Consider the following 21631-nt stretch of genomic DNA (forward strand, 5'->3'; position numbering starts at 1 on the left):
AGACTTATTTCACCGGACGCATCGCCGGGAACAGGATCACATCACGGATGGTGTGGCTGTTGGTAAACAGCATAACCATACGGTCGATACCAATACCCAGACCCGCCGTTGGTGGCAGACCGTGCTCCAGCGCGGTCACGTAGTCTTCGTCGAAGAACATCGCTTCGTCGTCGCCTGCCGCTTTCGCATTAACCTGATCCTGGAAGCGCTGCGCCTGATCTTCTGCATCGTTAAGCTCGCTAAAGCCGTTGCCGATCTCGCGGCCACCGATAAAGAATTCGAAGCGGTCAGTGATTTCTGGGTTCTCGTCATTACGACGCGCCAGCGGAGAGACTTCAGCTGGGTATTCGGTGATGAAGGTAGGCTGAATCAGATGCGCTTCGGCCACTTCTTCGAAGATCTCGGTCACGATACGGCCCAGACCCCAGCTCTTCTCAACCTTGATACCGATGCTTTCTGCAATCGCTTTCGCAGAATCGAAGTTATCCAGATCGGCCATCTCGGTTTCAGGACGGTATTTCTTGATGGCTTCGCGCATGGTCAGCTTAATGAACGGCTTGCCGAAATCGAAGACTTCTTCACCGTACGGCACTTCCGTCGTCCCCAGAATGTCCTGTGCCAGCGTACGGAACAGGGATTCGGTCAGCTCAATCAGATCTTTATAATCTGCGTAAGCCATATAGAGTTCCATCATGGTGAACTCTGGGTTATGGCGAACGGAGATGCCTTCGTTACGGAAGTTACGGTTGATTTCGAACACGCGGTCGAAACCACCGACCACCAGACGCTTAAGGTACAGTTCCGGCGCGATACGCAGGTACATGTCCAGGTCCAGGGCATTGTGATGAGTGATGAACGGACGTGCTGACGCACCGCCAGGGATCACCTGCATCATTGGGGTTTCCACTTCCATAAAGTCGCGTTTAACCATGAACTGCCGAATGCCGGCCATGATCTGGGAGCGAATTTTGAAGGTCTTACGAGATTCATCGTTAGAGATGAGATCGAGGTAACGCTGACGATAGCGCGCTTCCTGATCCTGCAGGCCGTGGAATTTATCCGGCAGTGGGCGCAGGGCTTTGGTCAGCAGTCGCAGCTCGGTGCAGTGGATAGAGAGTTCGCCGGTTTTGGTTTTGAACAGCTTACCTTTAGCCCCCAGGATATCGCCCAGGTCCCATTTCTTGAACTGCTCGTTGTAAATGCCTTCCGGAAGATCGTCGCGGGATACATACAGCTGAATACGACCACCCACGTCCTGTAAGGTGACGAAGGACGCTTTACCCATGATACGACGGGTCATCATACGGCCAGCCACAGACACTTCGATGTTCAGCGCTTCCAGCTCTTCGTTTTCTTTACCGTCGAAGTCAGCGTGCAGTTGGTCTGAGGTGTGGTCACGACGAAAATCGTTTGGGAACGGCACGCCCTGCTCACGCAGCGCAGCCAGCTTCTCGCGGCGGGATTTCAGTTCGTTATTAAGATCGACTACCGCGTCAGCGCCCTGTGCTTGTTGTTCAGACATGTTGGTTCCTCATAACCCTGCTTTCAAACTTGCTTCGATAAATTGATCCAGGCTGCCGTCCAGCACCGCCTGCGTGTTGCGGGTTTCAACCCCGGTACGCAGGTCTTTGATGCGGGAGTCATCAAGGACGTAAGAACGGATCTGGCTGCCCCAACCGATGTCGGATTTGTTGTCTTCCATCGCCTGTTTCTCAGCATTTTTCTTTTGCATTTCCAGTTCATAAAGCTTGGCTTTCATCTGCTTCATGGCCTGGTCTTTGTTCTTGTGCTGGGAACGGTCGTTCTGGCATTGCGTTACCAGCCCGGTCGGAATGTGGGTAATACGCACCGCAGATTCCGTACGGTTAACGTGCTGACCACCCGCACCGGATGCGCGATAAACGTCAATACGCAGGTCCGCCGGGTTAATTTCAATATCGATATCGTCTTTCACTTCCGGGTAGACAAACGCGGAACTGAAGGAGGTATGGCGACGGCCGCCTGAGTCAAACGGACTCTTACGCACCAGGCGATGAACGCCGGTTTCGGTACGCAGCCAGCCGTAAGCGTAATCACCGATGATCTTGACGGTCACGGACTTCAGGCCCGCAACTTCGCCCTCAGACTCTTCGATAATTTCGGTTTTGAAACCGCGCGCTTCAGCCCAACGCAGATACATACGCGTCAGCATGCTGGCCCAGTCCTGTGCTTCAGTACCGCCAGAGCCAGCCTGAATATCGAGATAGCAGTCAGCGCTATCGTATTCACCGGAGAACATCCGACGGAATTCAAGCTGTGCCAGCTTATCTTCGAGAACGTCGAGTTCCGCCACGGCTTCGTTGAAGGTTTCTTCGTCGTCAGCTTCGACGGCAAGCTCCAGCAAACCGGAAACATCTTCCAGCCCCTGAGACATTTGGTCGAGGGTATCTACAATCGCTTCGAGAGAGGAACGCTCTTTACCCAGCGCCTGTGCACGTTCAGGTTCGTTCCACACGTCCGGCTGTTCCAGCTCGGCGTTTACTTCTTCAAGACGCTCTTTCTTGGCATCGTAGTCAAAGATACCCCCTAAGAACGTCGGAGCGCTCCGTGAGGTCCTGAATACGGTTTTTTACCGGATTAATTTCAAACATGGTCTGTTTTCTTTTATGGACTTGTCAAAATGCGGTGATAAGAGCGGGATTGTACCGAATCCACGCCCTTTTTTGTAGCTTTACTGACGCTAAATTGGCCAGATATTGTCGATGATGATTTGGAGGGAGCGGTTACCGCGAAACTCGTTAATATCAAGCTTATAAGCCAGCTCAACTTCACGCACGCCGTTGTCTGGCCAGATAGCGGTGTCGACGTTAAAGGCAATCCCATCCAGCAGTGGACCACCGCCAACCGGTTCTACCATCACTTTGAGATGGCGCTCACCCACAATGCGCTGTTGCAAAAGCCGGAATCGGCCATCGAACAACGGCTCAGGGAACATCTGCCCCCACGGCCCCGCATCGCGCAGCATCTGTGCGACGTCCATCGTCATCTCGGCTGCTGATAGTGCGCCGTCGGACACCACTTCACCCTGAAGGAGTGCCGGGTCAATCCAGTCGGTTACCAGCTCGCCGAACAGGCGCTGGAATTCGTCGAACTTGGTCTCTTCGAGCGACAAACCTGCCGCCATCGCGTGACCGCCAAACTTAATCATCAGCCCAGGGTGCAGCGTATCCAGGCGCTCCAGCGCATCGCGCATGTGCAGCCCCTGAATCGAACGACCAGAGCCTTTGAGCGTGCCGTCACCGGCCGGGGCAAACGCAATGACCGGGCGGTGGAACCGCTCTTTAATGCGCGATGCCAGAATCCCCACTACGCCCTGATGCCATTCTGGGTGATACATCGCCAGACCGCCCGGCAGCGTATCGCCGCTGCGTTCCAGCTTTTCGCACAGGGTCAGCGCTTCAGCCTGCATCCCTTGCTCGATCTCTTTGCGCGTCTGGTTTAACGCATCCAGTTCATTGGCAAGCACACGTGCTTCACCAATGTTATCGCACAGCAGTAGCGCCACGCCGACGGACATATCATCCAGCCTTCCGGCGGCGTTCAAACGCGGCCCGAGCGCGAAACCTAAATCGCTTGCCGCCAGCTTGAGCGGATCGCGGTTAGAAATTTCCAGCAACGCCTTAATGCCCGGACGGCACTTGCCCGCCCGAATGCGGCTTAAGCCCTGCCAGGTTAAAATGCGGTTATTGGTATCCAGCGGCACCACGTCCGCCACGGTACCCAGCGCAACCAGGTCGAGATACTCCGCGAGGTTCGGCACCGCAATCCCGCGGGACTCGAACCAGCCTTTATCCCGCAGCAGCGTACGCAGCGCCAGCATCAGATAAAATGCCACGCCGACGCCCGCCAGGGATTTCGACGGGAAATCACAGTCACGCAGGTTCGGGTTAATTATGGCTTCGGCGGCAGGCAGCGTTTCACCGGGCAGGTGGTGATCCGTGACCAATACCGGGATCCCCAGGGCATGAGCATGATCGACACCCGCATGGGAAGAGATCCCATTATCGACGGTCAGGATCATCTGCGCACCGCGCGCATGGGCCTGATCGACCACTTCCGGGCTGAGCCCGTAGCCATCTTCAAACCGGTTCGGCACAAGATACGTGACGTTATCGCAGCCAAGCGCGCGCAGGCTGAGCACGCTCAGTGCGGTACTGGTTGCGCCATCGGCGTCAAAATCCCCCACCACGACGATACACGTCCCTTCACGGAATGCGTTGTAGAGCATGTCGGTCGCCTTTTCGACGCCGCTCAGCTGCTGCCAGGGCAACATGCCTTTGACGCCGCGCTCAAGATCCTCTGCTGAACGCACGCCACGGCTGGCATAAAGGCGCTTAAGCAGCGGCGATAGATCGTCAGGTAAATCAGCCGTTTCAACCGCTTCGCGGCGGCGCAATTTTATCGGGGCTTTCACGCGGATTATTTACCACCCGTCTGTTTCATGTGCGCGTCGAGAAACTCTTTCATCTCTTTTGGTCCCTGATAGCCCGGCACCACATAGCCGTTGCTCAGCACGATGGCTGGCGTACCGTTCACGCCAAACTGCACGCCCAGCGCGTAGTGGTTGGCGATATCGATATCACAGGACGCTGGCTGCACGCCTTTACCGTTCATGGCGTCGTCAAAGGCTTTGTTACGGTCTTTAGCACACCAGATCGCCTTCATGTCCTGCTCGGGCTGGCTTTGCACGCCCGCACGCGGGAAGGCCAAATAACGCACGGTAATACCCAATGCGTTATAGTCTTTCATCTCTTCATGCAGCTTGTGGCAGTAGCCACAGGTGATGTCGGTGAAGACGGTAATCACATGCTTTTCCTGCGCCGCTTTGTAAACAATCATCTCTTTTTCAAGCGCGTTCAGGTTCTTCATCAGCAGCTGGTTAGTGACGTTCACCGGCTGGGCGCCGCTCACGTCGTACATCGGACCCTGAATAATGTGCTTCCCGTCTTCGGTCACATACAGCACACCGCTGTTGGTTAAGACGGTTTTCATTCCCGCAACCGGCGCAGGTTGAATATCGCTGCTGGTGACGCCGAGTTTGGTCAGCGACTGTTTAATAGCGGCATCATCCGCATGGGCAACACCGGTAAATGAGGCTGCCAGCAGGGTGAACAGCGCAAAAGACTTTTTCATATGTGATCCTGTTACAATTCGTCGGCACTCACGCACGAGGGTGGTGCTGTTGGTGTAGCTGCCGCAGGCGTTCCGTCGCGACATGGGTGTAAATCTGCGTCGTTGAAAGATCGCTGTGTCCCAGCAGCATCTGCACGACGCGTAAATCCGCACCGTGGTTTAACAGATGCGTCGCGAAGGCATGACGCAATACGTGCGGGGACAGCTTTTCACTGTCGATGCCAGCCAGTGTGGCGTAATGCTTAATGCGATGCCAGAACGTTTGCCGGGTCATCTGCTGCGCGCGAAGGCTGGGGAACAAGACGTCTATAGAAACGCCGTTCAGCAGCCACGGACGCCCGTGCTCCAGATACGTTTCAAGCCAGTAAACCGCCTCTTCACCCAGCGGTACCAGCCGTTCCTTGTTTCCTTTACCTATCACGCGAACGACCCCCTGGCGCAGGCTAATGTCGCTCATCGTCAGACCAACCAGTTCCGAAACGCGCAAGCCGGTAGCATACAATAGCTCAAGCATGGCTTTATCGCGTAACTCCAGCGGCAGGTCAACCGCGGGCGACTGTAATAATCTCTCAACTTGTGCTTCGCTGAGATCTTTCGGCAAACGCTGCGGAAGCTTAGGGGATGCCAGCAGCGCGCTGGGATCGTCCGCGCGTATTTTCTCACGGTAAAGATGCTGAAACAGCCGACGCATTGCGCTTAGTAGACGCGCGGAACTGGTGGCCTTATAGCCCCCTTCCATGCGTTCGCCCAGCAAAGCCTGCAGGTCGTCGTGTTGCGCGGTTTCAAGCGACAGCTCTCGGCGCGCCAGCCATTCCACCAGCATGTTGAGATCGCGCCGGTAGGCACTGAGCGTATTCTCGGCCAGGTTTTTCTCCAGCCAAAGCGCATCGAGAAACTGTTCGATGAGTGCGAGATCCTTTTCCACATCAGCCCCTATGATTCTGCAATCAGGCCATTATGCCTGATTGCTACCGGTTTCTGGTACACTACGCGCAAAGTCATAGCAAGAATTGAGATAGTTACGCGATGAATATTGGTCTTTTCTATGGTTCCAGCACCTGCTATACCGAGATGGCGGCAGAGAAAATCCGCGACATCATTGGCCCGGAACTGGTGACGTTGCATAACCTGAAAGATGACGCGCTTACGCTGATGGAGCAGTACGATGTGCTGATCCTTGGCATCCCGACCTGGGACTTCGGCGAGATACAGGAAGACTGGGAAGCCATCTGGGATCAACTCGACACGCTCAATCTCGACGGCAAAATCATTGCAATGTACGGCATGGGCGATCAGCTGGGTTATGGCGAATGGTTCCTGGATGCGCTCGGCATGCTGCATGACAAGCTGGCACCAAAAGGCGCCACGTTTATCGGGTACTGGCCAACCGAAGGGTACGAATTTACCAGTAAAAAACCGATAATCGCTGATGGGCAACTGTTTGTCGGGCTCGCGCTGGATGAAACCAACCAGTACGATCTGAGCGATGAACGCCTGCAAAACTGGTGCGAACAGATTCTGGGCGAAATGGCAGAGAAGTTTAGCTAACGCGCGCTTATTCCTGCGTCGGCTGTTGCAGCAAGGTTCGACGCAGGTCTCGCCACTCTGCGCTGTCCATACTGTCGGCTGCCAGCCACAGGTGCTGACGACGTCCGCCCTCCACGTTACGTAACCGTAACATCATGCCGGAACTGAGCATCCAGGGCATACCCAAGATTTCCCATTCCTTCCCCTGCCATCGCAGGCGAGAATCCATCAGTAATTTGATTTCCCCCTGACGGGCATTGATCCGACGCTGGCTGCGAACGCTGTCAAAGACGACAAACGACAGCAATAACAGCCACAGCGGCGTATAGCTAAGCGGCCACGGCATCAGTAAAACAAATGCCGCAACCAGGCCGTGGAGCAATAACGACATCCACTGCGAGCGCCACGAGACGCGGAGATCAGATTGCCACAGGACCACGTTCCCGATTCCGTGTTTGAATTAATTGCACCATCCGTTGCAACTCGGTGTCGGCGGGTTTGCCGTGATTCATCAGCCAGTTGAATAAATCAGGATCGTCAGACTCAAGCAGGCGAACAAACAGACGCTTATCCTCATCGCTTAAGGTGTCAAATTCATATTCGAAGAAAGGCATGATGGAAATATCAAGCTCACGCATACCGCGGCGACACGCCCAGTGGATTCGGGCCTTGTTGTTAATATCCATGTTCTGTTTCCTGCATTACGTTTGGCACAGTCGGTACCCCTTTCAGTGTTCTTTATTTCTCTGCGGGGACACTCGCTAGTGTAACGTGTTTTTGACCGTTTCTTTACTGGAATATTGCGAACGTCGAGCTGGCTTCCACAATAAACCCTACAAAGACAGAGGATTTCACTGTTTTGCGTAGCGCTACGCATTACTGCGTTATGGCACGAATGGCCTGCTGAAAGCGCTTGCATTGCCTGTAGTCTCTTTTACCATTAGGCATTATCAAAGCGTTAAGCAATTCAGGATATCACTATGGCCTTTACTCCATTTTCTCCTCGCCAGCCCGCCGCCTCTGCGCGTCTGCCGCTGACGCTTATTACTCTTGATGACTGGGCGCTGGCGACACTGAAGGGTGCCGACGCCGAAAAATATCTGCAGGGGCAGGTCACGGCCGATGTCAGCCAGATGACTGAACATCAGCACTTGCTGGCGGCGCACTGCGATCCTAAAGGCAAGATGTGGAGCAACCTGCGTCTGTTCCGTCGTCAGGATGGGTTTGCCTTGATTGAGCGCCGCAGCCTGCGTGATGCTCAGCTCACCGAACTCAAAAAATATGCGGTCTTTTCCAAAGTGCTCATCGCCGCGGACGATGAGCATGTGCTGCTGGGCGTAGCGGGTTTTCAGGCTCGTGCGGCGCTGAAAAATGTGTTCAGCGAACTGCCTGATGCGCAAAAACAGCTGGTTCACGAAGGCGAAACATCCATTCTGTGGTTTGAACATCCCGCTGAACGCTTCCTGCTGGTGACCGACGTCGCCACCGCCGAGCGCGTGACCGAAGCCTTACGCGGCGAAGCGCAATTCAACAATAGCCAACAGTGGCTGGCGCTGAATATTGAAGCGGGACTGCCGATAATCGACGCCGTAAACAGCGCGCAATTTATTCCTCAGGCTACCAATATTCAGGCTCTGGGTGGGATCAGCTTCAAGAAAGGCTGCTACACCGGTCAGGAAATGGTGGCACGCGCGAAATTCCGCGGGGCGAACAAACGTGCTTTATGGACGCTTTCAGGCCATGCCAGCCGTGTACCGGAAGCCGGTGAAGATCTAGAGCTGAAGATGGGTGAAAACTGGCGCCGCACCGGCACGGTTTTAGCTGCCGTGCAGCTTGATGATGGCAGCCTGCTGGTTCAGGTGGTGATGAACAACGATATGGAAGCCGACAGCGTATTCCGCGTGCGTGATGATATGAATACGCTGAGTATTGTGCCGCTGCCGTATTCACTGGAAGAGTAATGCTGTATTGCCCGGTGGCGCTGCGCTCACCGGGCCTAAAAACTACACCTGCCCTACGTACAAATAGATCGCCAAAAAGTGGCATACGCTTCCGCCCAGCACAAACCCGTGCCAGATAGCATGGTTGTATGGGATCCGCTTGCAGACGTAGAAAATCACACCCAGCGAGTAAACCACACCACCGACAGCCAGGAGCGTAACGCCGCCTACGGACAGCTTCGTCGCCAGCTGATAAACCACAATCAGCGACAGCCAGCCCATCGTCAGGTAAGTCACCAGTGACAGCACCTTAAACCGGTGTGCGATGGTCAGCTTAAACAAGATCCCCAGCAGCGCCAGGCTCCAGATAACCATCATCAGGCCACGCGACAGCGGCGAGTTTAACCCTACCAGCAAAAACGGCGTGTACGTGCCCGCAATAAGAAGATAGATAGCGCAGTGGTCAAATTTTTTGAGCCAGAGCTTGGCCCGTTGATGGGGGATCGCGTGATACAACGTAGACGCCAGAAATAGCAGGATCATACTCCCGCCATACAGGCTGTAACTGGTAATTGCCATTGCGCTGGCGTTGGAATCCACCGCCTGCACAAGCAACAACACTAAACCGACAATCCCAAACACCAGGCCAATGCCATGGCTTATACTGTTGGCTACTTCCTCAGCCAGTGAATATCCCTGTGCGATTAATGGTTTTTTCACCATACAAAACTCCGGGAAAACTAAAGATGATTATTCATCGCCAGACTATGCTAACTGAGAATGATTCCAGTGAACACCTGTTCGCTAAAATAAAGTTATACATTACATTTCCAAATGGCAATCAGACAGTTACACCTTAATTTCAGCGAACAAGTGTTTCTATTTATTTCAAATACATTTAAAATCAATCACATAAAACTGGTTCTGATTGGGATAGATTTCCGCAATCACGCTTTTCAGCGTCTCCAGGGTCATATTCTCCTGTTCTGCGTGTTTTTCCGTCAATGCCTCCAGCGTAACGGTCGACGTTCCGGTCACTTCGATAGTGCAAAAATATCCCTCATCTTCATAGCGCCCTACGCGCAGGATATCGCCCACCTTGAAATGGGACTCACTTTCGTCCCGGATAGTGATGGTTTTACGCCCTGCCAGAATGTCTTCCTGAAAGCGCTGAAAAAAAGTGATGTCGTTTGGCTGCATGTTATTATTCCCTGAAGAAAAGTCTGATGAGTGAGTTTAGCCATTGTGAGCATGTTCTCCCATTCCGCCGTTGCCAGCCTCAATAACCTTGAGATGATGGTCTACAACTATGTCATTAAAAACCGTGACAAAGTAATGTATATGACCATCCGCGAGCTGGCGGACGCGGCTGGCGTCTCAACCACCACGATCCTGCGCTTTTGCCGCAAGCTCAACTGCGAAGGCTACTCTGAATTCCGGGTGCGCTTTAAACTCTATTTAGAACAGAACGAACCGCAGCAGGCTAACTTCGGGGCCAGCGAAATTATCAGCTTCTTTAAAAGCGTTAACAATGAAGAATTCGACGCGTTACTGGATAGCGCGGTAAATATTATTTTATCGTCCGAGCGTATTATATTTGTTGGCGCAGGCACCTCGGGCTCGCTGGCAAAATATGGCGCGCGATTCTTTTCAAATATCGGTAAATTCAGCAATCATATCGACGATCCTTATTTCCCTGTTACCAACGATATGGCCAAAAATGCGCTGGCGATTGTTCTGTCTGTCTCCGGCGAAACAGAAGAGATCTTACGCTTCGCCAGCCAGTTCAGCCTGCACCACTGTAAAGTGCTCTCGATCACCAGCCATGAACACTCCCGTCTCGCGAAACTGGCTGACTTTAATCTCTCCTGGCATGTTCCACAAACACGTATTGCTGGCGTCTACGATATCACCACGCAAATACCCGTCATCTATATTCTGGAGTCACTGGGGCGAAAGCTGGCGAAGAAACTAACGGAATAAAACACCCTGTTTTTTAGATGTGACAAATCACAATTCGCGTAAATTGTTATATCGTGACATTTAATTTCGCTTTGCTAGACTCGATCCCAATGAGTCATTTATTGGGAATAGCAGTGATGAAAAAATTGACCTTACCAAAAGATTTTTTATGGGGTGGCGCGGTCGCGGCTCACCAGGTTGAAGGGGGCTGGAACAAAGGCGGCAAAGGGCCAAGCATTTGTGACGTGCTTACCGGTGGTGCCCACGGCGTACCGCGTGAAATCACGCAGGAAGTGGTGCCGGGCAAATACTACCCAAACCATGAAGCCATCGACTTCCACGGCCACTATAAAGAGGATATCAAGCTGTTTGCCGAGATGGGCTTCAAGTGTTTCCGCACCTCTATCGCCTGGACGCGTATCTTCCCGAAAGGTGATGAAACGCAGCCCAATGAAGAAGGGCTGAAGTTTTACGACGACATGTTCGATGAACTCCTGAAATACAATATCGAGCCGGTGATCACCCTCTCCCACTTCGAAATGCCGCTGCATCTGGTGCAGGAATACGGTGGCTGGACCAACCGTAAAGTGGTCGATTTCTTTGTGCGCTTCTCTGAAGTTGTCTTCGAGCGTTACAAGAATAAGGTCAAATACTGGATGACCTTCAACGAGATCAACAACCAGCGTAACTGGCGTGCCCCGCTGTTCGGTTACTGCTGCTCTGGCGTGGTCTATACCGAGCACGATAACCCGGAAGAGACCATGTATCAGGTGCTTCACCACCAGTTCGTGGCCAGCGCGCTGGCGGTGAAAGCGGCGCGTCGCATTAACCCTGAAATGAAAGTCGGCTGCATGCTGGCAATGGTCGCGCTCTATCCGTTCTCCTGCAAACCTGAAGACGTGATGTTCGCACAGGAATCCATGCGTGAACGTTATGTCTTTACCGACGTTCAGCTTCGCGGTTACTACCCTTCATACGTGCTGATCGAATGGGAACGTCGCGGCTTCACCATCAAAATGGAAGCAGGCGACGAGCAGATCCTCCGCGAAGGCACCTGCGACTACCTGGGCTTTAGCTACTACATGACTAACGCGGTCAAAGCGGAAGGCGGTACCGGCGATGCCATTTCAGGTTTCGAAGGCAGCGTGCCGAACCCGCACGTGAAGGCGTCAGACTGGGGCTGGCAGATTGACCCGGTCGGTCTGCGCTATGCGCTTTGCGAACTGTATGAACGTTATCAGAAGCCGCTGTTCATCGTGGAAAACGGTTTTGGCGCCTACGATAACGTGGAGCAGGACGGCAGCATCAATGACGACTACCGCATCGACTATCTGCGCGCGCACGTGGAAGAGATGATTAAAGCCGTTACGTACGACGGAGTGGATCTGATGGGTTACACGCCGTGGGGCTGTATCGACTGCGTCTCCTTCACTACGGGTCAGTACAGCAAGCGTTACGGCTTTATCTATGTGAACAAGCATGATGACGGTACGGGCGATATGTCGCGTTCTCGTAAGAAGAGCTTCGAGTGGTATAAAGGCGTGATTGCCAGCAACGGCGAGACGCTTTAACGTTACCCGTCCTCTCCCCGCGGGGGAGGACGACTAATTTACTTTCCGCCCGCTAGCTCAATAAAGCTTCCCGTCACGTACGACGCCTTCTTGCTCAGCAGCCAGACAATCGCCTGCGCCACCTCTTCCGGCTGGCCGCCACGCTGCATCGGAAGCAATGCCTTGACCCGATCCACGCGTCCCGGTTCCCCCCCAGAGGCATGGATGTCGGTATAAATCAGTCCAGGCCGTACGCAATTTACGCGAATGCCTTGTGCCGCCACCTCCAGCGCTAACCCGGTAGTCAGTGAATCCACCGCGCCTTTGGACGCCGCGTAATCCACATACTCACCCGGTGCGCCCAGGCGAGATGCCGCCGATGAGACATTCACAATCGCCCCGCCCTTGCCGCCGTGTTTGTGCGACATGCGCTTAACGGCTTCACGACAGCAGAGGAAATAGCCCGTGACGTTGGTGGTCAGCACGCGATTTATACGTTCAGCCGACAGATTTTCGATGGTGGATTGTTCAAACAGGATCCCGGCGTTATTCACCAGCGCGATCAACGGCTCGCCTTCACGGTCAAGACTGTCGAACATCGCCAGCACCTGAGCTTCATCGCTAATATCCGCACGCAGGGCAAAGGCTTTACCGCCCGCCTCGGCGATCTGATTGATGACGTCCGTCGCGGCTTTGGTGTTGTGGTGATAATTCACCGCGACGGTGTAGCCTTCTGCTGCCAACTGCAGCGCAGTTGCTTTACCAATGCCGCGGCTCGCGCCAGTGACCAGTGCAATGCCCATTATCTTCTCCCAATAAAAAAGCCGGGTGGCGGCTTCGCCTTACCCGGCTTACGTTACTCCATCTGGACGATTACTGGTATTCGCTCATCGGCACGCAGGAGCAGAACAGGTTGCGGTCGCCGTAGACGTCATCAAGACGCTTCACGGTTGGCCAGTATTTGTTTGCCACGCCAGCCGGGAAGACAGCCAGCTCGCGGCTGTAGCCGTGGGGCCACTCGGCGACCATTTCGTGCTGGGTGTGCGGCGCGTTGACCAGCGGGTTGTCTTCCAGCGTCCACTCACCGTCCATCACGCGATCGATCTCCATACGGATGGCCAGCATCGCGTCAATAAAGCGGTCTAGCTCGGCTTTGCTCTCGGACTCCGTTGGCTCGACCATCAGCGTACCCGCAACCGGGAACGACATGGTTGGCGCATGGAATCCGTAGTCGATCAGACGCTTGGCGATATCCAGTTCGCTAATGCCGCTCTGCTCTTTCAGCGGACGAATATCCAGAATGCACTCGTGCGCCACGCGACCATCACGGCCGGTATAGAGCACCGGGAAGGCAGACTTCAGGCGGGTCGCAATGTAGTTAGCGTTCAGAATTGCCACCTGACTTGCCTGCTTCAGCCCTTCAGCCCCCATCATGCGGATGTACATCCAGCTGATTGGCAGGATAGAGGCGCTCCCGAACGGTGCAGCAGAGACCGCACCCTGACGGGTCAGCATGCCTTCAATCTGCACAACGCTGTGGCCAGGAACAAACGGTGCCAGATGCGCTTTCACGCCGATTGGGCCCATACCCGGACCGCCACCGCCATGTGGAATACAGAAGGTTTTGTGCAGGTTCAGGTGCGACACGTCCGCGCCGATAAAGCCTGGAGACGTAATACCGACCTGCGCGTTCATGTTCGCGCCGTCGAGATAAACCTGACCGCCAAACTGATGCACTACTTCGCACACTTCGCGGATAGTTTCTTCATACACGCCGTGGGTGGACGGATAAGTCACCATGATGCAGGAAAGTTTATCGCCCGCCTGCTCGGCTTTCGCACGCAGATCAGCAAGGTCAATGTTGCCGTTTTTATCACAGGCAACCACTACCACTTCCATGCCCGCCATCTGGGCAGAGGCCGGGTTGGTGCCATGCGCGGAGCTTGGGATCAGGCAGATATCGCGGTGCCCTTCGTTGCGGCTTTCGTGATAGTGACGGATCGCCAGCAGACCCGCGTATTCACCCTGCGCGCCAGAGTTCGGCTGCATGCAGAGTGCGTCATACCCGGTCAGCTTCACCAGCCAGTCGGAAAGCTGGTTGATCATCATATGATAACCCTCCGCCTGTTCTGGCGGGCAGAATGGGTGTAGCTCAGAAAACTCAGGCCAGGTAATGGGGATCATTTCGGCTGCAGCGTTCAGCTTCATGGTGCAGGAGCCCAGCGGAATCATCGCCTGGTTCAACGCCAGATCTTTGCGCTCGAGAGAGTGCATATAACGCATCATCTCGGTCTCGCTATGATAGCGGTTGAACACTGGATGCGTCAGGATCGCGTCGTCACGCAGCATGCTTGCCTGAATTGAGCGGCTGTCGAGCGCGACCTCTTTGTCGAGCGCGTCGATGTCCAGACCGTGCGCATCACCCAGCAGCACGCTGAACAGGTTCAGGATATCTTCACGGGTGGTGCTTTCATCCAGCGTAATCCCGACGGCGTTGTGGATGTCGCTGCGCAGGTTGATCTCTGCCGCATTCGCGCGAGCCAGCACTGCCGCTTTGTCAGCCACGTCGACACACAGGGTATCGAAGAAGTGGGCATGGCGCAGCTTAAGACCTTTTTGCTGCAGGCCGCAGGCCAGAATATCGGCCAGACGGTGAATGCGGCTGGCAATGAGCTTCAGGCCCGCCGGACCGTGGAATACCGCATACAGGCTGGCGATGTTGGCCAGCAGAACCTGCGAGGTACAGATGTTGGAGTTCGCTTTCTCGCGGCGGATGTGCTGCTCGCGTGTCTGCATCGCCATGCGCAGCGCGGTGTTACCGGCAGCATCTTTTGAGACGCCGATAATACGGCCAGGCATGGAGCGTTTGAATTCATCTTTTGCGCCGAAGAAGGCCGCGTGCGGGCCACCGTAGCCCATCGGCACGCCGAAACGCTGTGCAGAGCCGAAGACAATGTCCGCACCCTGTTTGCCCGGCGCCGTCAGCAGGACGAGTGCCATAAAATCGGCAGCGACGCTAACAACGACTTTGCGCGCTTTTAGCTCGGCAATCAGCGCGCTGTAGTCGTGAACTTCACCGGTGGTACCGACTTGCTGCAACAGCACGCCGAAGACATCCTGGTGATCCAGCACTTTGTCAGCGTCATCAACGATCACGTCAAAGCCGAAGGTTTCCGCACGGGTGCGAACAACGTCCAGCGTTTGCGGATGTACGTCTGCGGCCACGAAGAAGCGGTTCGCATTTTTCAGCTTACTCACGCGCTTAGCCATCGCCATCGCTTCGGCTGCCGCGGTAGCTTCGTCCAGCAAGGAAGCGGAAGCGATATCCATGCCGGTCAGATCCAGCGTCACCTGCTGGAAGTTCAGCAACGCTTCCAGACGCCCCTGAGAGACTTCTGGCTGGTACGGCGTGTACGCGGTGTACCAGCCCGGATTTTCCAGCATATTGCGCAGGATGACCGGCGGTAACTGCACGTTGGTGTAGCCCATGCCAATGTAAGACTTAAAGCGCTTGTTACGGCCAGCAATGGCCTTCAGCTCCGCCAGTGCGGCGAATTCCGTGGTGGCTTCACCTACCTGAGGCGGCGTAGCAAGCTGGATATCTTTTGGCACGATCTGGCCGATCAGTGCGTTTAATGAATCCGCGCCAACTGTCTTCAGCATATCCTGCTGTTGCTGAGCATCCGGCCCAATGTGACGTTCAATGAAGGCGCCACGGTTTTCAAGCTGGCTTAAAGTCTGTGTCATGAGCGATGGTTCCTGAAACGTGCAGTGAATGTGTTTTCTCCCTCTCCCCAAGGAGGAGAGAGGTATGGCTTACTCGTCTTCTAACAGTGCTTCGTACGCGGTCGCATCCAGCAGCGCAGCAATCTGCGATTCGTCGCTGGCTTTGATCTTGAAGATCCAGCCGCCTTCATAAGGCTCGCTGTTGACCAGTTCCGGGGAGTCGCTTAGTGCGTCGTTCACGGCAACAATCTCACCGCTGACGGGGGCGTAGATATCAGAGGCCGCTTTTACGGACTCGGCCACCGCGCAGTCGTCGCCCGCGCTGACGGTGGCACCTACGTCCGGCAGGTCAACAAATACCATGTCGCCCAGCAGCTCTTGCGCGTGCTCGGTGATCCCTACGGTGTAAGTGCCGTCCGCTTCTTTGCGCAGCCACTCGTGTTCTTTGCTGTATTTCAGTTCTGCTGGCACATTGCTCATTGGAGTTCTCCTGATAAAAATGATTAGGCGACCGGCTTACCGGCGCGAACAAAAATCGGTTTGGTTACGTTGACCGGCATTTCACGGTTGCGGATCTGCACCACTGCCGTTTCGCCAATGCCGGCCGGAACGCGCGCCAGTGCAATACTGTAGCCCAGCGTCGGTGAGAAGGATCCGCTGGTGATCACGCCTTCGCGATGGTTGCCATCGGCATCGGTGAAACGCACCGGCAGCTCGCCGCGCAGTACGCCTTTTTCAGTCATCACCAGGCCAACAAGCTGTTCAGTGCCCTTTTCACGCTGCAGTTCCAGCGCTTCACGGCCAATGAATTCGCGGTCGACCGGTTCCCAGGCGATGGTCCAGCCCATATTAGCGGCCAGCGGAGAAACACCTTCGTCCATTTCCTGGCCGTACAGGTTCATGCCCGCTTCCAGGCGCAGCGTATCGCGCGCCCCCAGACCAGCAGGCTTCACGCCCGCGTCCACCAGCGCGCGCCAGAAATCAGCGGCTTTCTCGTTAGGCATCGCAATTTCGTAGCCCGCTTCACCGGTATAGCCGGTGGTGGCGATAAACAGATCGCCTGCCTGCACGCCGAAGAACGGCTTCATGCCTTCGGTGGCGTTACGCTGCTCGTCGCTGAACAGCGAGGCCGCTTTTGCCTGGGCGTTTGGCCCCTGAACGGCAATTAGCGACAGGTCATCACGAACGGTGATGTCGATGGCGTAAGGTTCAGCGTGTTGAGTGATCCAGGAGAGGTCTTTTTCGCGGGTAGCGGAGTTAACAACGAGGCGGAAGAAATCTTCAGCGAAGTAATAGACGATGAGGTCATCAATCACGCCGCCGGAGGCATTTAGCATGCCGCTATAGAGCGCTTTACCCGGCGTCTTCAGTTTGGCGACGTCGTTTGCCAACAGATAACGCAAAAACTCCCGGGTGCGGCTACCGCGCAGGTCGACAATCGTCATGTGGGACACGTCGAACATACCGGCATCGGTGCGCACCGCGTGGTGCTCATCAATCTGTGAGCCGTAGTGCAGCGGCATCATCCAGCCGTGGAAGTCCACCATGCGGGCGCCACATAACACGTGTTGTTCGTACAAAGGAGTCTGTTGAGCCATCTTTTCCTCGTTGAATAAGCAGGGCTGTCTTGCGTTTCGTGTGCCTGAATAGCCACAAAACCCGGCGCCGGGATCGCATTTCCGACCTTGACGCAAACGTTCTCTTTTACCTGAACTTACCACCGAAACCGGCGGTTAACCATAAGGTAAAACAGGTCATCACATTAGCTTATGACCAAAAAACGCTGAAAAGCCTACAGAGTTATTCACTGGAATAATGCGATTAAACCCGCATAAAGTTAACACTCGCCTAACATAATTTAGAACATGGTGATATTTAATGCCGAAAATCAGGCCAAATTTCCGTGACATCAAAAACGCGACATTAGTTAATCTAATGCGAAAAAGGAGGTGGAATTAGATTATTTCAAACGAGGACATTTCCCCGGCGCAGAGGCCGGGAAAATAAAATGTGATGGGGGTCTAAGTTAGCGCAGCCAGTGCGGGAGATCGTTAAGACCCATCGCCTGGCGAAGGAGTTGAGGTTTTACACCCGGGAGAGTATCGGCGAGCTTGAGACCAATGTCGCGCAGCAGCTTTTTGGCCGGATTTGCCCCGGCAAACAGCTCGCGAAAGCCCTGCATGCCCGCCAGCATCATCGCCGCACTGTGCTTGCGGCTACGTTCGTAGCGGCGAAGATAGAGATGCTGACCAATATCTTTGCCTTCACGCTGCAGACGACGCAGCTCCTCAACCAGTTCGGCCGCATCCATAAACCCGAGATTCACGCCCTGCCCGGCCAGCGGATGAATAGTATGTGCCGCATCCCCCACCAGCGCGAGGCGGTGCGCCGCAAACTGACGCGCATAACGGCCGGTTAACGGAAACACCTGGCGTTCACTCTCAAGCGTGCACAGGCCCAGACGGTTATCAAACGCCATGCACAGCGCCTGGTTAAAGGCCTCCGGCGTGGCTTCCTGCATCAGCTGCGCTTTTTCCGGCACCAATGACCAGACGATGGAGCACAGGTGCGGATCGCTCAACGGCAGGAAAGCGAGAATGCCGTCGCTGTGGAAAATCTGGCGTGCAATGCCGCCGTGTGGCTCCTCGGTGCGAATTGTCGCCACCATCGCATGATGCCGATAATCCCAGTAAGTCAGCGGGATATCGGCTTTATTACGCAGCCAGGAGTTCGCCCCATCCGCGCCCACCACCAGACGGGCAGTCAACATATCGCCGCTCTGGAGAGAGATAAACGCGTCGTTTTCGCCCCATGCAACCTGTTGGATTTGCGCGGGGGCGATTAGCGTCACGTCGCTGCAGGACTGGGCTTTTTGCCATAGCGCATGGTGGATCACCGCGTTTTCGATGATGTGGCCCAGATGGCTATAGCCCATGCTTTCATCATCAAACGCAATATGACCAAAGCTGTCTTTGTCCCACACTTCCATTCCGTGGTAGCAGCTGGCACGCTGCGCCACGATATCTGACCAAACGCCAAGGTGCGTCAGGAGCTTTTCGCTAGCCGCATTGATTGCCGAGACACGCAGTTCCGGCGGCGCATCCTGCGCAACGGGCTGCGGCTGCTTTTGTTCCAGAACGGCCACGCGAAGGCCGCTGCCCTGTAAACCGCAGGCCAGCGCCAGCCCGACCATTCCGCCGCCAACAATGGCGACATCAACATTTTGCACGGTGATAACTCCTTAACGCGCGACCCAACCAAGCGTCCGCTGCGCCAGCACGTCACGTGCCGGAATGAATAGTTCCATCGCCATCAGCCCGAGGTTGCGACCCGCAACCAGCGGTGCCCAGCGATTGGCAAACAGATGCACCAGACCATCGGTAACGCCAATCGTCGCCTCTTTGTCGGCCTGGCGTCGCTTCTGGTAATGGCTTAACACTGAATACGCTCCACAATCTTTTTGCTCGCCCCACGCCTGTGCCAGTGACTCGGCCAGGCTAATGACGTCACGCAAGCCAAGATTGAAACCTTGCCCGGCGATCGGATGCAGCGTTTGCGCGGCATTGCCCACCAGCGCGACGCGATGGGAGATAGACTGCGATGCGGTCGTCAGCGACAGCGGATAAACCGAACGTTTGCCCGCATGCGTAATACGCCCAAGACGCCAGCCGAAGGCTTTCTGCAGCTCGGTACAAAAACGGTCATCAGACCAGGACTGCACCTCGTCGACCTTTTCCTGCGGATGGCACCACACCAGCGAGCAGCGGCCTTCTGACATCGGCAGCATGGCCAGCGGGCCATGTTGCGTAAAGCGCTCAAAGGCTCTGCCGCAGTGCGCAGCCGCCGTCGAGACGTTAGCGATAACGGCTACCTGCCCGTAAGGCTGCGACTGCCATTCGACGCCACACTGGGTACCGAGCGCAGAACGCGAACCATCTGCGGCCACCAGAAGCTGGCCCTCAAGGACTGCGCCGTTTTCCAGCGTGACGCTGACCGCGTCTTCACTGCGGCTGAAGCTGGCGACGCGAGCCGGACAGTGCAGCGTGACGCCCGGTGCATCCTGTAACAGACGGAACAGGCGCAGGCCAAAATCATGCAGTTCAATAACCTGACCCAGCGCGTCAATACGGTAATCATGGGCATCAAGTGTTACAAACCCGGCATGGCCGCGGTCGCTGACGTGAACGGTATTAATCGCCGTCGCACACTCGGCAATGGCCTGCCATATGCCAATCCGCGAGAGCTGCTGACAGGTTCCCTGCGCCAGCGCTATAGCGCGGGCATCAAAACCGGGATGATGAGCGGCCTGCGGCGCAACGGCTTCCACCAAATGCACCGGCAGTTGTCCTTTCGTCAAATGCGAAATAGCCAGCGCCAGCGTGGCGCCGGTCATGCCGCCGCCAACGATAATCACGCTCATACGCGTGCCGCTGCCATCAGCGCCTCAATATCATCGGCTTTTTTCACGACGGTTGCAGTCAGATTCTCGTTGCCGTTTTCAGTGATAACGATGTCGTCTTCAATGCGAATGCCAATTCCGCGATACTGTTCCGGAACATCGGCATCCGGGGCGATATACAGCCCTGGCTCAACGGTTAACACCATACCCGGTTCTAGCACGCGCGAACGCTCGGAACCATAAGCCCCCACATCATGCACATCCAGCCCCAGCCAGTGGCTCAGGCCATGCATAAAGTACGGGCGATGGGCGTTCTCGGCAATCAGGGTGTCCACGTCACCGTTCAGAATGCCGAGTCTTACCAGGCCGGCAATCATGATGCGCACCACTTCGCCGGTCACGTCCTGAATAGACGTTCCCGGACGATACAGCGTCAGCGCGGTCTCAAGAGACTCGAGAACGATGTCATAAATCTCGCGCTGAGCGGGTGAGAATTTTCCGTTAACCGGGAAAGTACGGGTGATATCCCCCGCATAGCCCTGATATTCGCAACCGGCGTCAATGAGTACCAGATCGCCGTCGCGCAGCGCACTTTCGTTTTCGGTGTAGTGCAGAATGCAGCCGTTTTCCCCGCCGCCAACAATCGTGTTGTAGGACGGGAAGCGCGCGCCGTGGCGGTTGAATTCGTGGTGGATTTCCCCTTCAAGCTGATATTCGAACATACCGGGACGGCATTTTTCCATCGCGCGGGTGTGCGCCAGGGCGCTGATTTCCCCCGCCCGGCGTAACACGTCGAGCTCTTCTTCAGACTTGAACAGGCGCATTTCATGCACCACCGGGCGCCAGTCCGTGAGCGTGGCTGGCGCGGACAGGTTCTGTCGTGAACCTTTGCGCAGCTTATCCAGCGCGGTAAAGACAATCTCATCGGCATAGGCATATTCGCCCTGCGCGTGATAGAGCACGTCCAGACCGTTGAGCAGTTGATAGAGCTGCTGATTGATTTCGCTAAAGGCCAGCGCACGATCGACGCCCAGCGTCGCTGGTGCAGCCTCTTGACCAAGACGTCGGCCAAACCAGATCTCCGCCGTCAGATCGCGGACGCGGTTGAAAATAACGCTGTGATTGTGGGTGTCATTGCTCTTAATCAGCACCAGTACCGCTTCAGGTTCATTGAACCCGGTGAAGTACCAGAAATCGCTGTTCTGGCGGTAAGGGTATTCACTGTCGGCGCTGCGCGTGACTTCGGGCGCGGCAAAAATCAGCGCGGCACTTCCCGGCTGCATTTTTGCCAACAGCGCCTGCCGACGGCGAGAATACTCTTGATTTGAGATAACCATGACACCCTCCTGTGCGTT

20 protein-coding genes are annotated in these 21631 nt (G+C 55.3%); 4 read left to right on the plus strand and 16 right to left on the minus strand.

Annotated features, from left to right (window positions below; translation table 11 throughout):
- Positions 1-4: 4 nt before the first annotated feature.
- From lysS to xerD, 5 genes are all read right to left on the minus strand, one after another.
- Entirely contained in the window at positions 5-1522 is a 1518-nt protein-coding gene (lysS, locus tag V5P19_RS16625; protein WP_334405213.1) for a lysine--tRNA ligase, read from the minus strand.
- A gap of 9 nt (positions 1523-1531) precedes the next feature.
- Positions 1532-2630, minus strand: a protein-coding gene (gene prfB, locus V5P19_RS16630) for a peptide chain release factor 2 (protein WP_334405215.1) whose coding sequence is annotated in 2 segments (ribosomal slippage) — positions 1532-2554 and positions 2556-2630 — 1098 coding nt in all. Because the reading frame shifts where the segments join, the coding sequence is not laid out codon by codon here.
- 89 nt (positions 2631-2719) lie between these two features.
- Positions 2720-4453, minus strand: a complete 1734-nt coding sequence (gene recJ / locus V5P19_RS16635; protein ID WP_334405217.1) for a single-stranded-DNA-specific exonuclease RecJ — start codon at positions 4451-4453, stop codon at positions 2720-2722.
- Between the two features lie 5 nt (positions 4454-4458).
- A complete protein-coding gene (dsbC, locus tag V5P19_RS16640) occupies positions 4459-5172 on the minus strand; it encodes a bifunctional protein-disulfide isomerase/oxidoreductase DsbC (protein ID WP_334405219.1) in 714 nt (237 codons plus the stop codon).
- A 28-nt stretch (positions 5173-5200) separates the two neighbouring features.
- Positions 5201-6097, minus strand: a complete 897-nt coding sequence (gene xerD / locus V5P19_RS16645; protein ID WP_334405221.1) for a site-specific tyrosine recombinase XerD — start codon at positions 6095-6097, stop codon at positions 5201-5203.
- 101 nt (positions 6098-6198) lie between these two features.
- On the opposite strand from xerD, the gene fldB reads away from it, so the two are divergent.
- The gene (gene fldB / locus V5P19_RS16650) at positions 6199-6720 is read left to right on the plus strand and encodes a flavodoxin FldB (RefSeq protein WP_334405223.1); all 522 of its coding nucleotides are present in this window, start codon (positions 6199-6201) and stop codon (positions 6718-6720) included.
- Between the two features lie 7 nt (positions 6721-6727).
- On the opposite strand, the gene V5P19_RS16655 is transcribed toward fldB, so the two are convergent.
- Together V5P19_RS16655 and sdhE are read right to left on the minus strand one after the other, a co-directional pair.
- Positions 6728-7138, minus strand: coding sequence for a protein YgfX (locus tag V5P19_RS16655; protein ID WP_334405225.1), 411 nt, complete (start codon positions 7136-7138; stop codon positions 6728-6730).
- Positions 7119-7385, minus strand: coding sequence for an FAD assembly factor SdhE (gene sdhE / locus V5P19_RS16660; RefSeq protein ID WP_334405227.1), 267 nt, complete (start codon positions 7383-7385; stop codon positions 7119-7121). Before sdhE ends, V5P19_RS16655 begins: the two co-directional genes overlap by 20 nt.
- Positions 7386-7679: 294 nt before the next feature.
- Here sdhE and ygfZ point away from each other — a divergent pair, with 294 nt between their 5' ends.
- Positions 7680-8660 (plus strand): tRNA-modifying protein YgfZ, encoded by a 981-nt coding sequence (gene ygfZ, locus V5P19_RS16665; RefSeq protein WP_334405229.1) that lies wholly within the window; start codon positions 7680-7682, stop codon positions 8658-8660.
- 42 nt (positions 8661-8702) lie between these two features.
- Here the strand turns inward: ygfZ and V5P19_RS16670 are convergent, their stop codons facing one another.
- Positions 8703-9362: a hemolysin III family protein gene (locus V5P19_RS16670; RefSeq protein WP_334405231.1), complete on the minus strand. Its 660-nt coding sequence runs from the start codon at positions 9360-9362 to the stop codon at positions 8703-8705.
- Positions 9363-9527: 165 nt separating this feature from the next.
- Entirely contained in the window at positions 9528-9839 is a 312-nt protein-coding gene (yqfB, locus tag V5P19_RS16675; RefSeq protein ID WP_334405233.1) for a N(4)-acetylcytidine aminohydrolase, read from the minus strand.
- A gap of 51 nt (positions 9840-9890) precedes the next feature.
- On the opposite strand from yqfB, the gene V5P19_RS16680 reads away from it, so the two are divergent.
- Both V5P19_RS16680 and V5P19_RS16685 read left to right on the plus strand, forming a co-directional pair.
- Positions 9891-10622 (plus strand): MurR/RpiR family transcriptional regulator, encoded by a 732-nt coding sequence (locus tag V5P19_RS16680; protein WP_334405380.1) that lies wholly within the window; start codon positions 9891-9893, stop codon positions 10620-10622.
- 116 nt (positions 10623-10738) lie between these two features.
- Complete coding sequence (locus V5P19_RS16685; RefSeq protein ID WP_334405235.1) at positions 10739-12172, plus strand: 6-phospho-beta-glucosidase; 1434 nt, start codon at positions 10739-10741, stop codon at positions 12170-12172.
- Positions 12173-12210: 38 nt separating this feature from the next.
- On the opposite strand, the gene V5P19_RS16690 is transcribed toward V5P19_RS16685, so the two are convergent.
- The 7 genes from V5P19_RS16690 to pepP all read right to left on the minus strand — a co-directional run bounded on the left by V5P19_RS16690 (position 12211) and on the right by pepP (position 21613).
- Complete coding sequence (locus V5P19_RS16690) at positions 12211-12954, minus strand: SDR family oxidoreductase (protein WP_334405237.1); 744 nt, start codon at positions 12952-12954, stop codon at positions 12211-12213.
- Between the two features lie 70 nt (positions 12955-13024).
- The gene (gene gcvP / locus V5P19_RS16695) at positions 13025-15898 is read right to left on the minus strand and encodes an aminomethyl-transferring glycine dehydrogenase (RefSeq protein WP_334405239.1); all 2874 of its coding nucleotides are present in this window, start codon (positions 15896-15898) and stop codon (positions 13025-13027) included.
- Between the two features lie 69 nt (positions 15899-15967).
- On the minus strand, positions 15968-16357 hold the full coding sequence (gcvH, locus tag V5P19_RS16700; RefSeq protein ID WP_334405241.1) for a glycine cleavage system protein GcvH: 390 nt from the start codon (positions 16355-16357) through the stop codon (positions 15968-15970).
- Positions 16358-16380: 23 nt separating this feature from the next.
- A complete protein-coding gene (gene gcvT / locus V5P19_RS16705) occupies positions 16381-17475 on the minus strand; it encodes a glycine cleavage system aminomethyltransferase GcvT (RefSeq protein ID WP_334405243.1) in 1095 nt (364 codons plus the stop codon).
- A 428-nt stretch (positions 17476-17903) separates the two neighbouring features.
- Positions 17904-19106 carry an FAD-dependent 2-octaprenylphenol hydroxylase gene (gene ubiI / locus V5P19_RS16710; protein ID WP_334405245.1) on the minus strand — a complete coding sequence of 401 codons (1203 nt, stop codon included), beginning with the start codon at positions 19104-19106 and terminating at the stop codon, positions 17904-17906.
- A gap of 12 nt (positions 19107-19118) precedes the next feature.
- Positions 19119-20297, minus strand: coding sequence for a 2-octaprenyl-6-methoxyphenyl hydroxylase (ubiH, locus tag V5P19_RS16715; protein WP_334405247.1), 1179 nt, complete (start codon positions 20295-20297; stop codon positions 19119-19121).
- Complete coding sequence (gene pepP / locus V5P19_RS16720; RefSeq protein ID WP_334405249.1) at positions 20294-21613, minus strand: Xaa-Pro aminopeptidase; 1320 nt, start codon at positions 21611-21613, stop codon at positions 20294-20296. The genes ubiH and pepP overlap by 4 nt, the downstream gene beginning before the upstream one ends.
- Positions 21614-21631: the final 18 nt, after the last annotated feature.

Source organism: Enterobacter sp. UNJFSC 003, from assembly GCF_036903355.1.
In the GTDB taxonomy this organism is placed as follows: Bacteria; Pseudomonadota; Gammaproteobacteria; order Enterobacterales; family Enterobacteriaceae; genus Enterobacter.

Excerpts from the sequence above, each read along its gene's own strand:
- V5P19_RS16670 (WP_334405231.1), bottom strand. The coding sequence starts at position 9,362 with ATGGTGAAAAAACCATTAATCGCACAGGGATATTCACTGGCTGAGGAA.
- gcvP (WP_334405239.1), bottom strand. The coding sequence starts at position 15,898 with ATGACACAGACTTTAAGCCAGCTTGAAAACCGTGGCGCCTTCATTGAA.
- gcvH (WP_334405241.1), bottom strand. The coding sequence starts at position 16,357 with ATGAGCAATGTGCCAGCAGAACTGAAATACAGCAAAGAACACGAGTGG.
- sdhE (WP_334405227.1), bottom strand. The coding sequence starts at position 7,385 with ATGGATATTAACAACAAGGCCCGAATCCACTGGGCGTGTCGCCGCGGT.
- dsbC (WP_334405219.1), bottom strand. The coding sequence starts at position 5,172 with ATGAAAAAGTCTTTTGCGCTGTTCACCCTGCTGGCAGCCTCATTTACC.
- gcvT (WP_334405243.1), bottom strand. The coding sequence starts at position 17,475 with ATGGCTCAACAGACTCCTTTGTACGAACAACACGTGTTATGTGGCGCC.
- V5P19_RS16685 (WP_334405235.1), top strand. The coding sequence starts at position 10,739 with ATGAAAAAATTGACCTTACCAAAAGATTTTTTATGGGGTGGCGCGGTC.
- ubiH (WP_334405247.1), bottom strand. The coding sequence starts at position 20,297 with ATGAGCGTGATTATCGTTGGCGGCGGCATGACCGGCGCCACGCTGGCG.
- V5P19_RS16690 (WP_334405237.1), bottom strand. The coding sequence starts at position 12,954 with ATGGGCATTGCACTGGTCACTGGCGCGAGCCGCGGCATTGGTAAAGCA.
- fldB (WP_334405223.1), top strand. The coding sequence starts at position 6,199 with ATGAATATTGGTCTTTTCTATGGTTCCAGCACCTGCTATACCGAGATG.
- yqfB (WP_334405233.1), bottom strand. The coding sequence starts at position 9,839 with ATGCAGCCAAACGACATCACTTTTTTTCAGCGCTTTCAGGAAGACATT.
- ygfZ (WP_334405229.1), top strand. The coding sequence starts at position 7,680 with ATGGCCTTTACTCCATTTTCTCCTCGCCAGCCCGCCGCCTCTGCGCGT.
- pepP (WP_334405249.1), bottom strand. The coding sequence starts at position 21,613 with ATGGTTATCTCAAATCAAGAGTATTCTCGCCGTCGGCAGGCGCTGTTG.
- V5P19_RS16680 (WP_334405380.1), top strand. The coding sequence starts at position 9,891 with ATGTTCTCCCATTCCGCCGTTGCCAGCCTCAATAACCTTGAGATGATG.
- lysS (WP_334405213.1), bottom strand. The coding sequence starts at position 1,522 with ATGTCTGAACAACAAGCACAGGGCGCTGACGCGGTAGTCGATCTTAAT.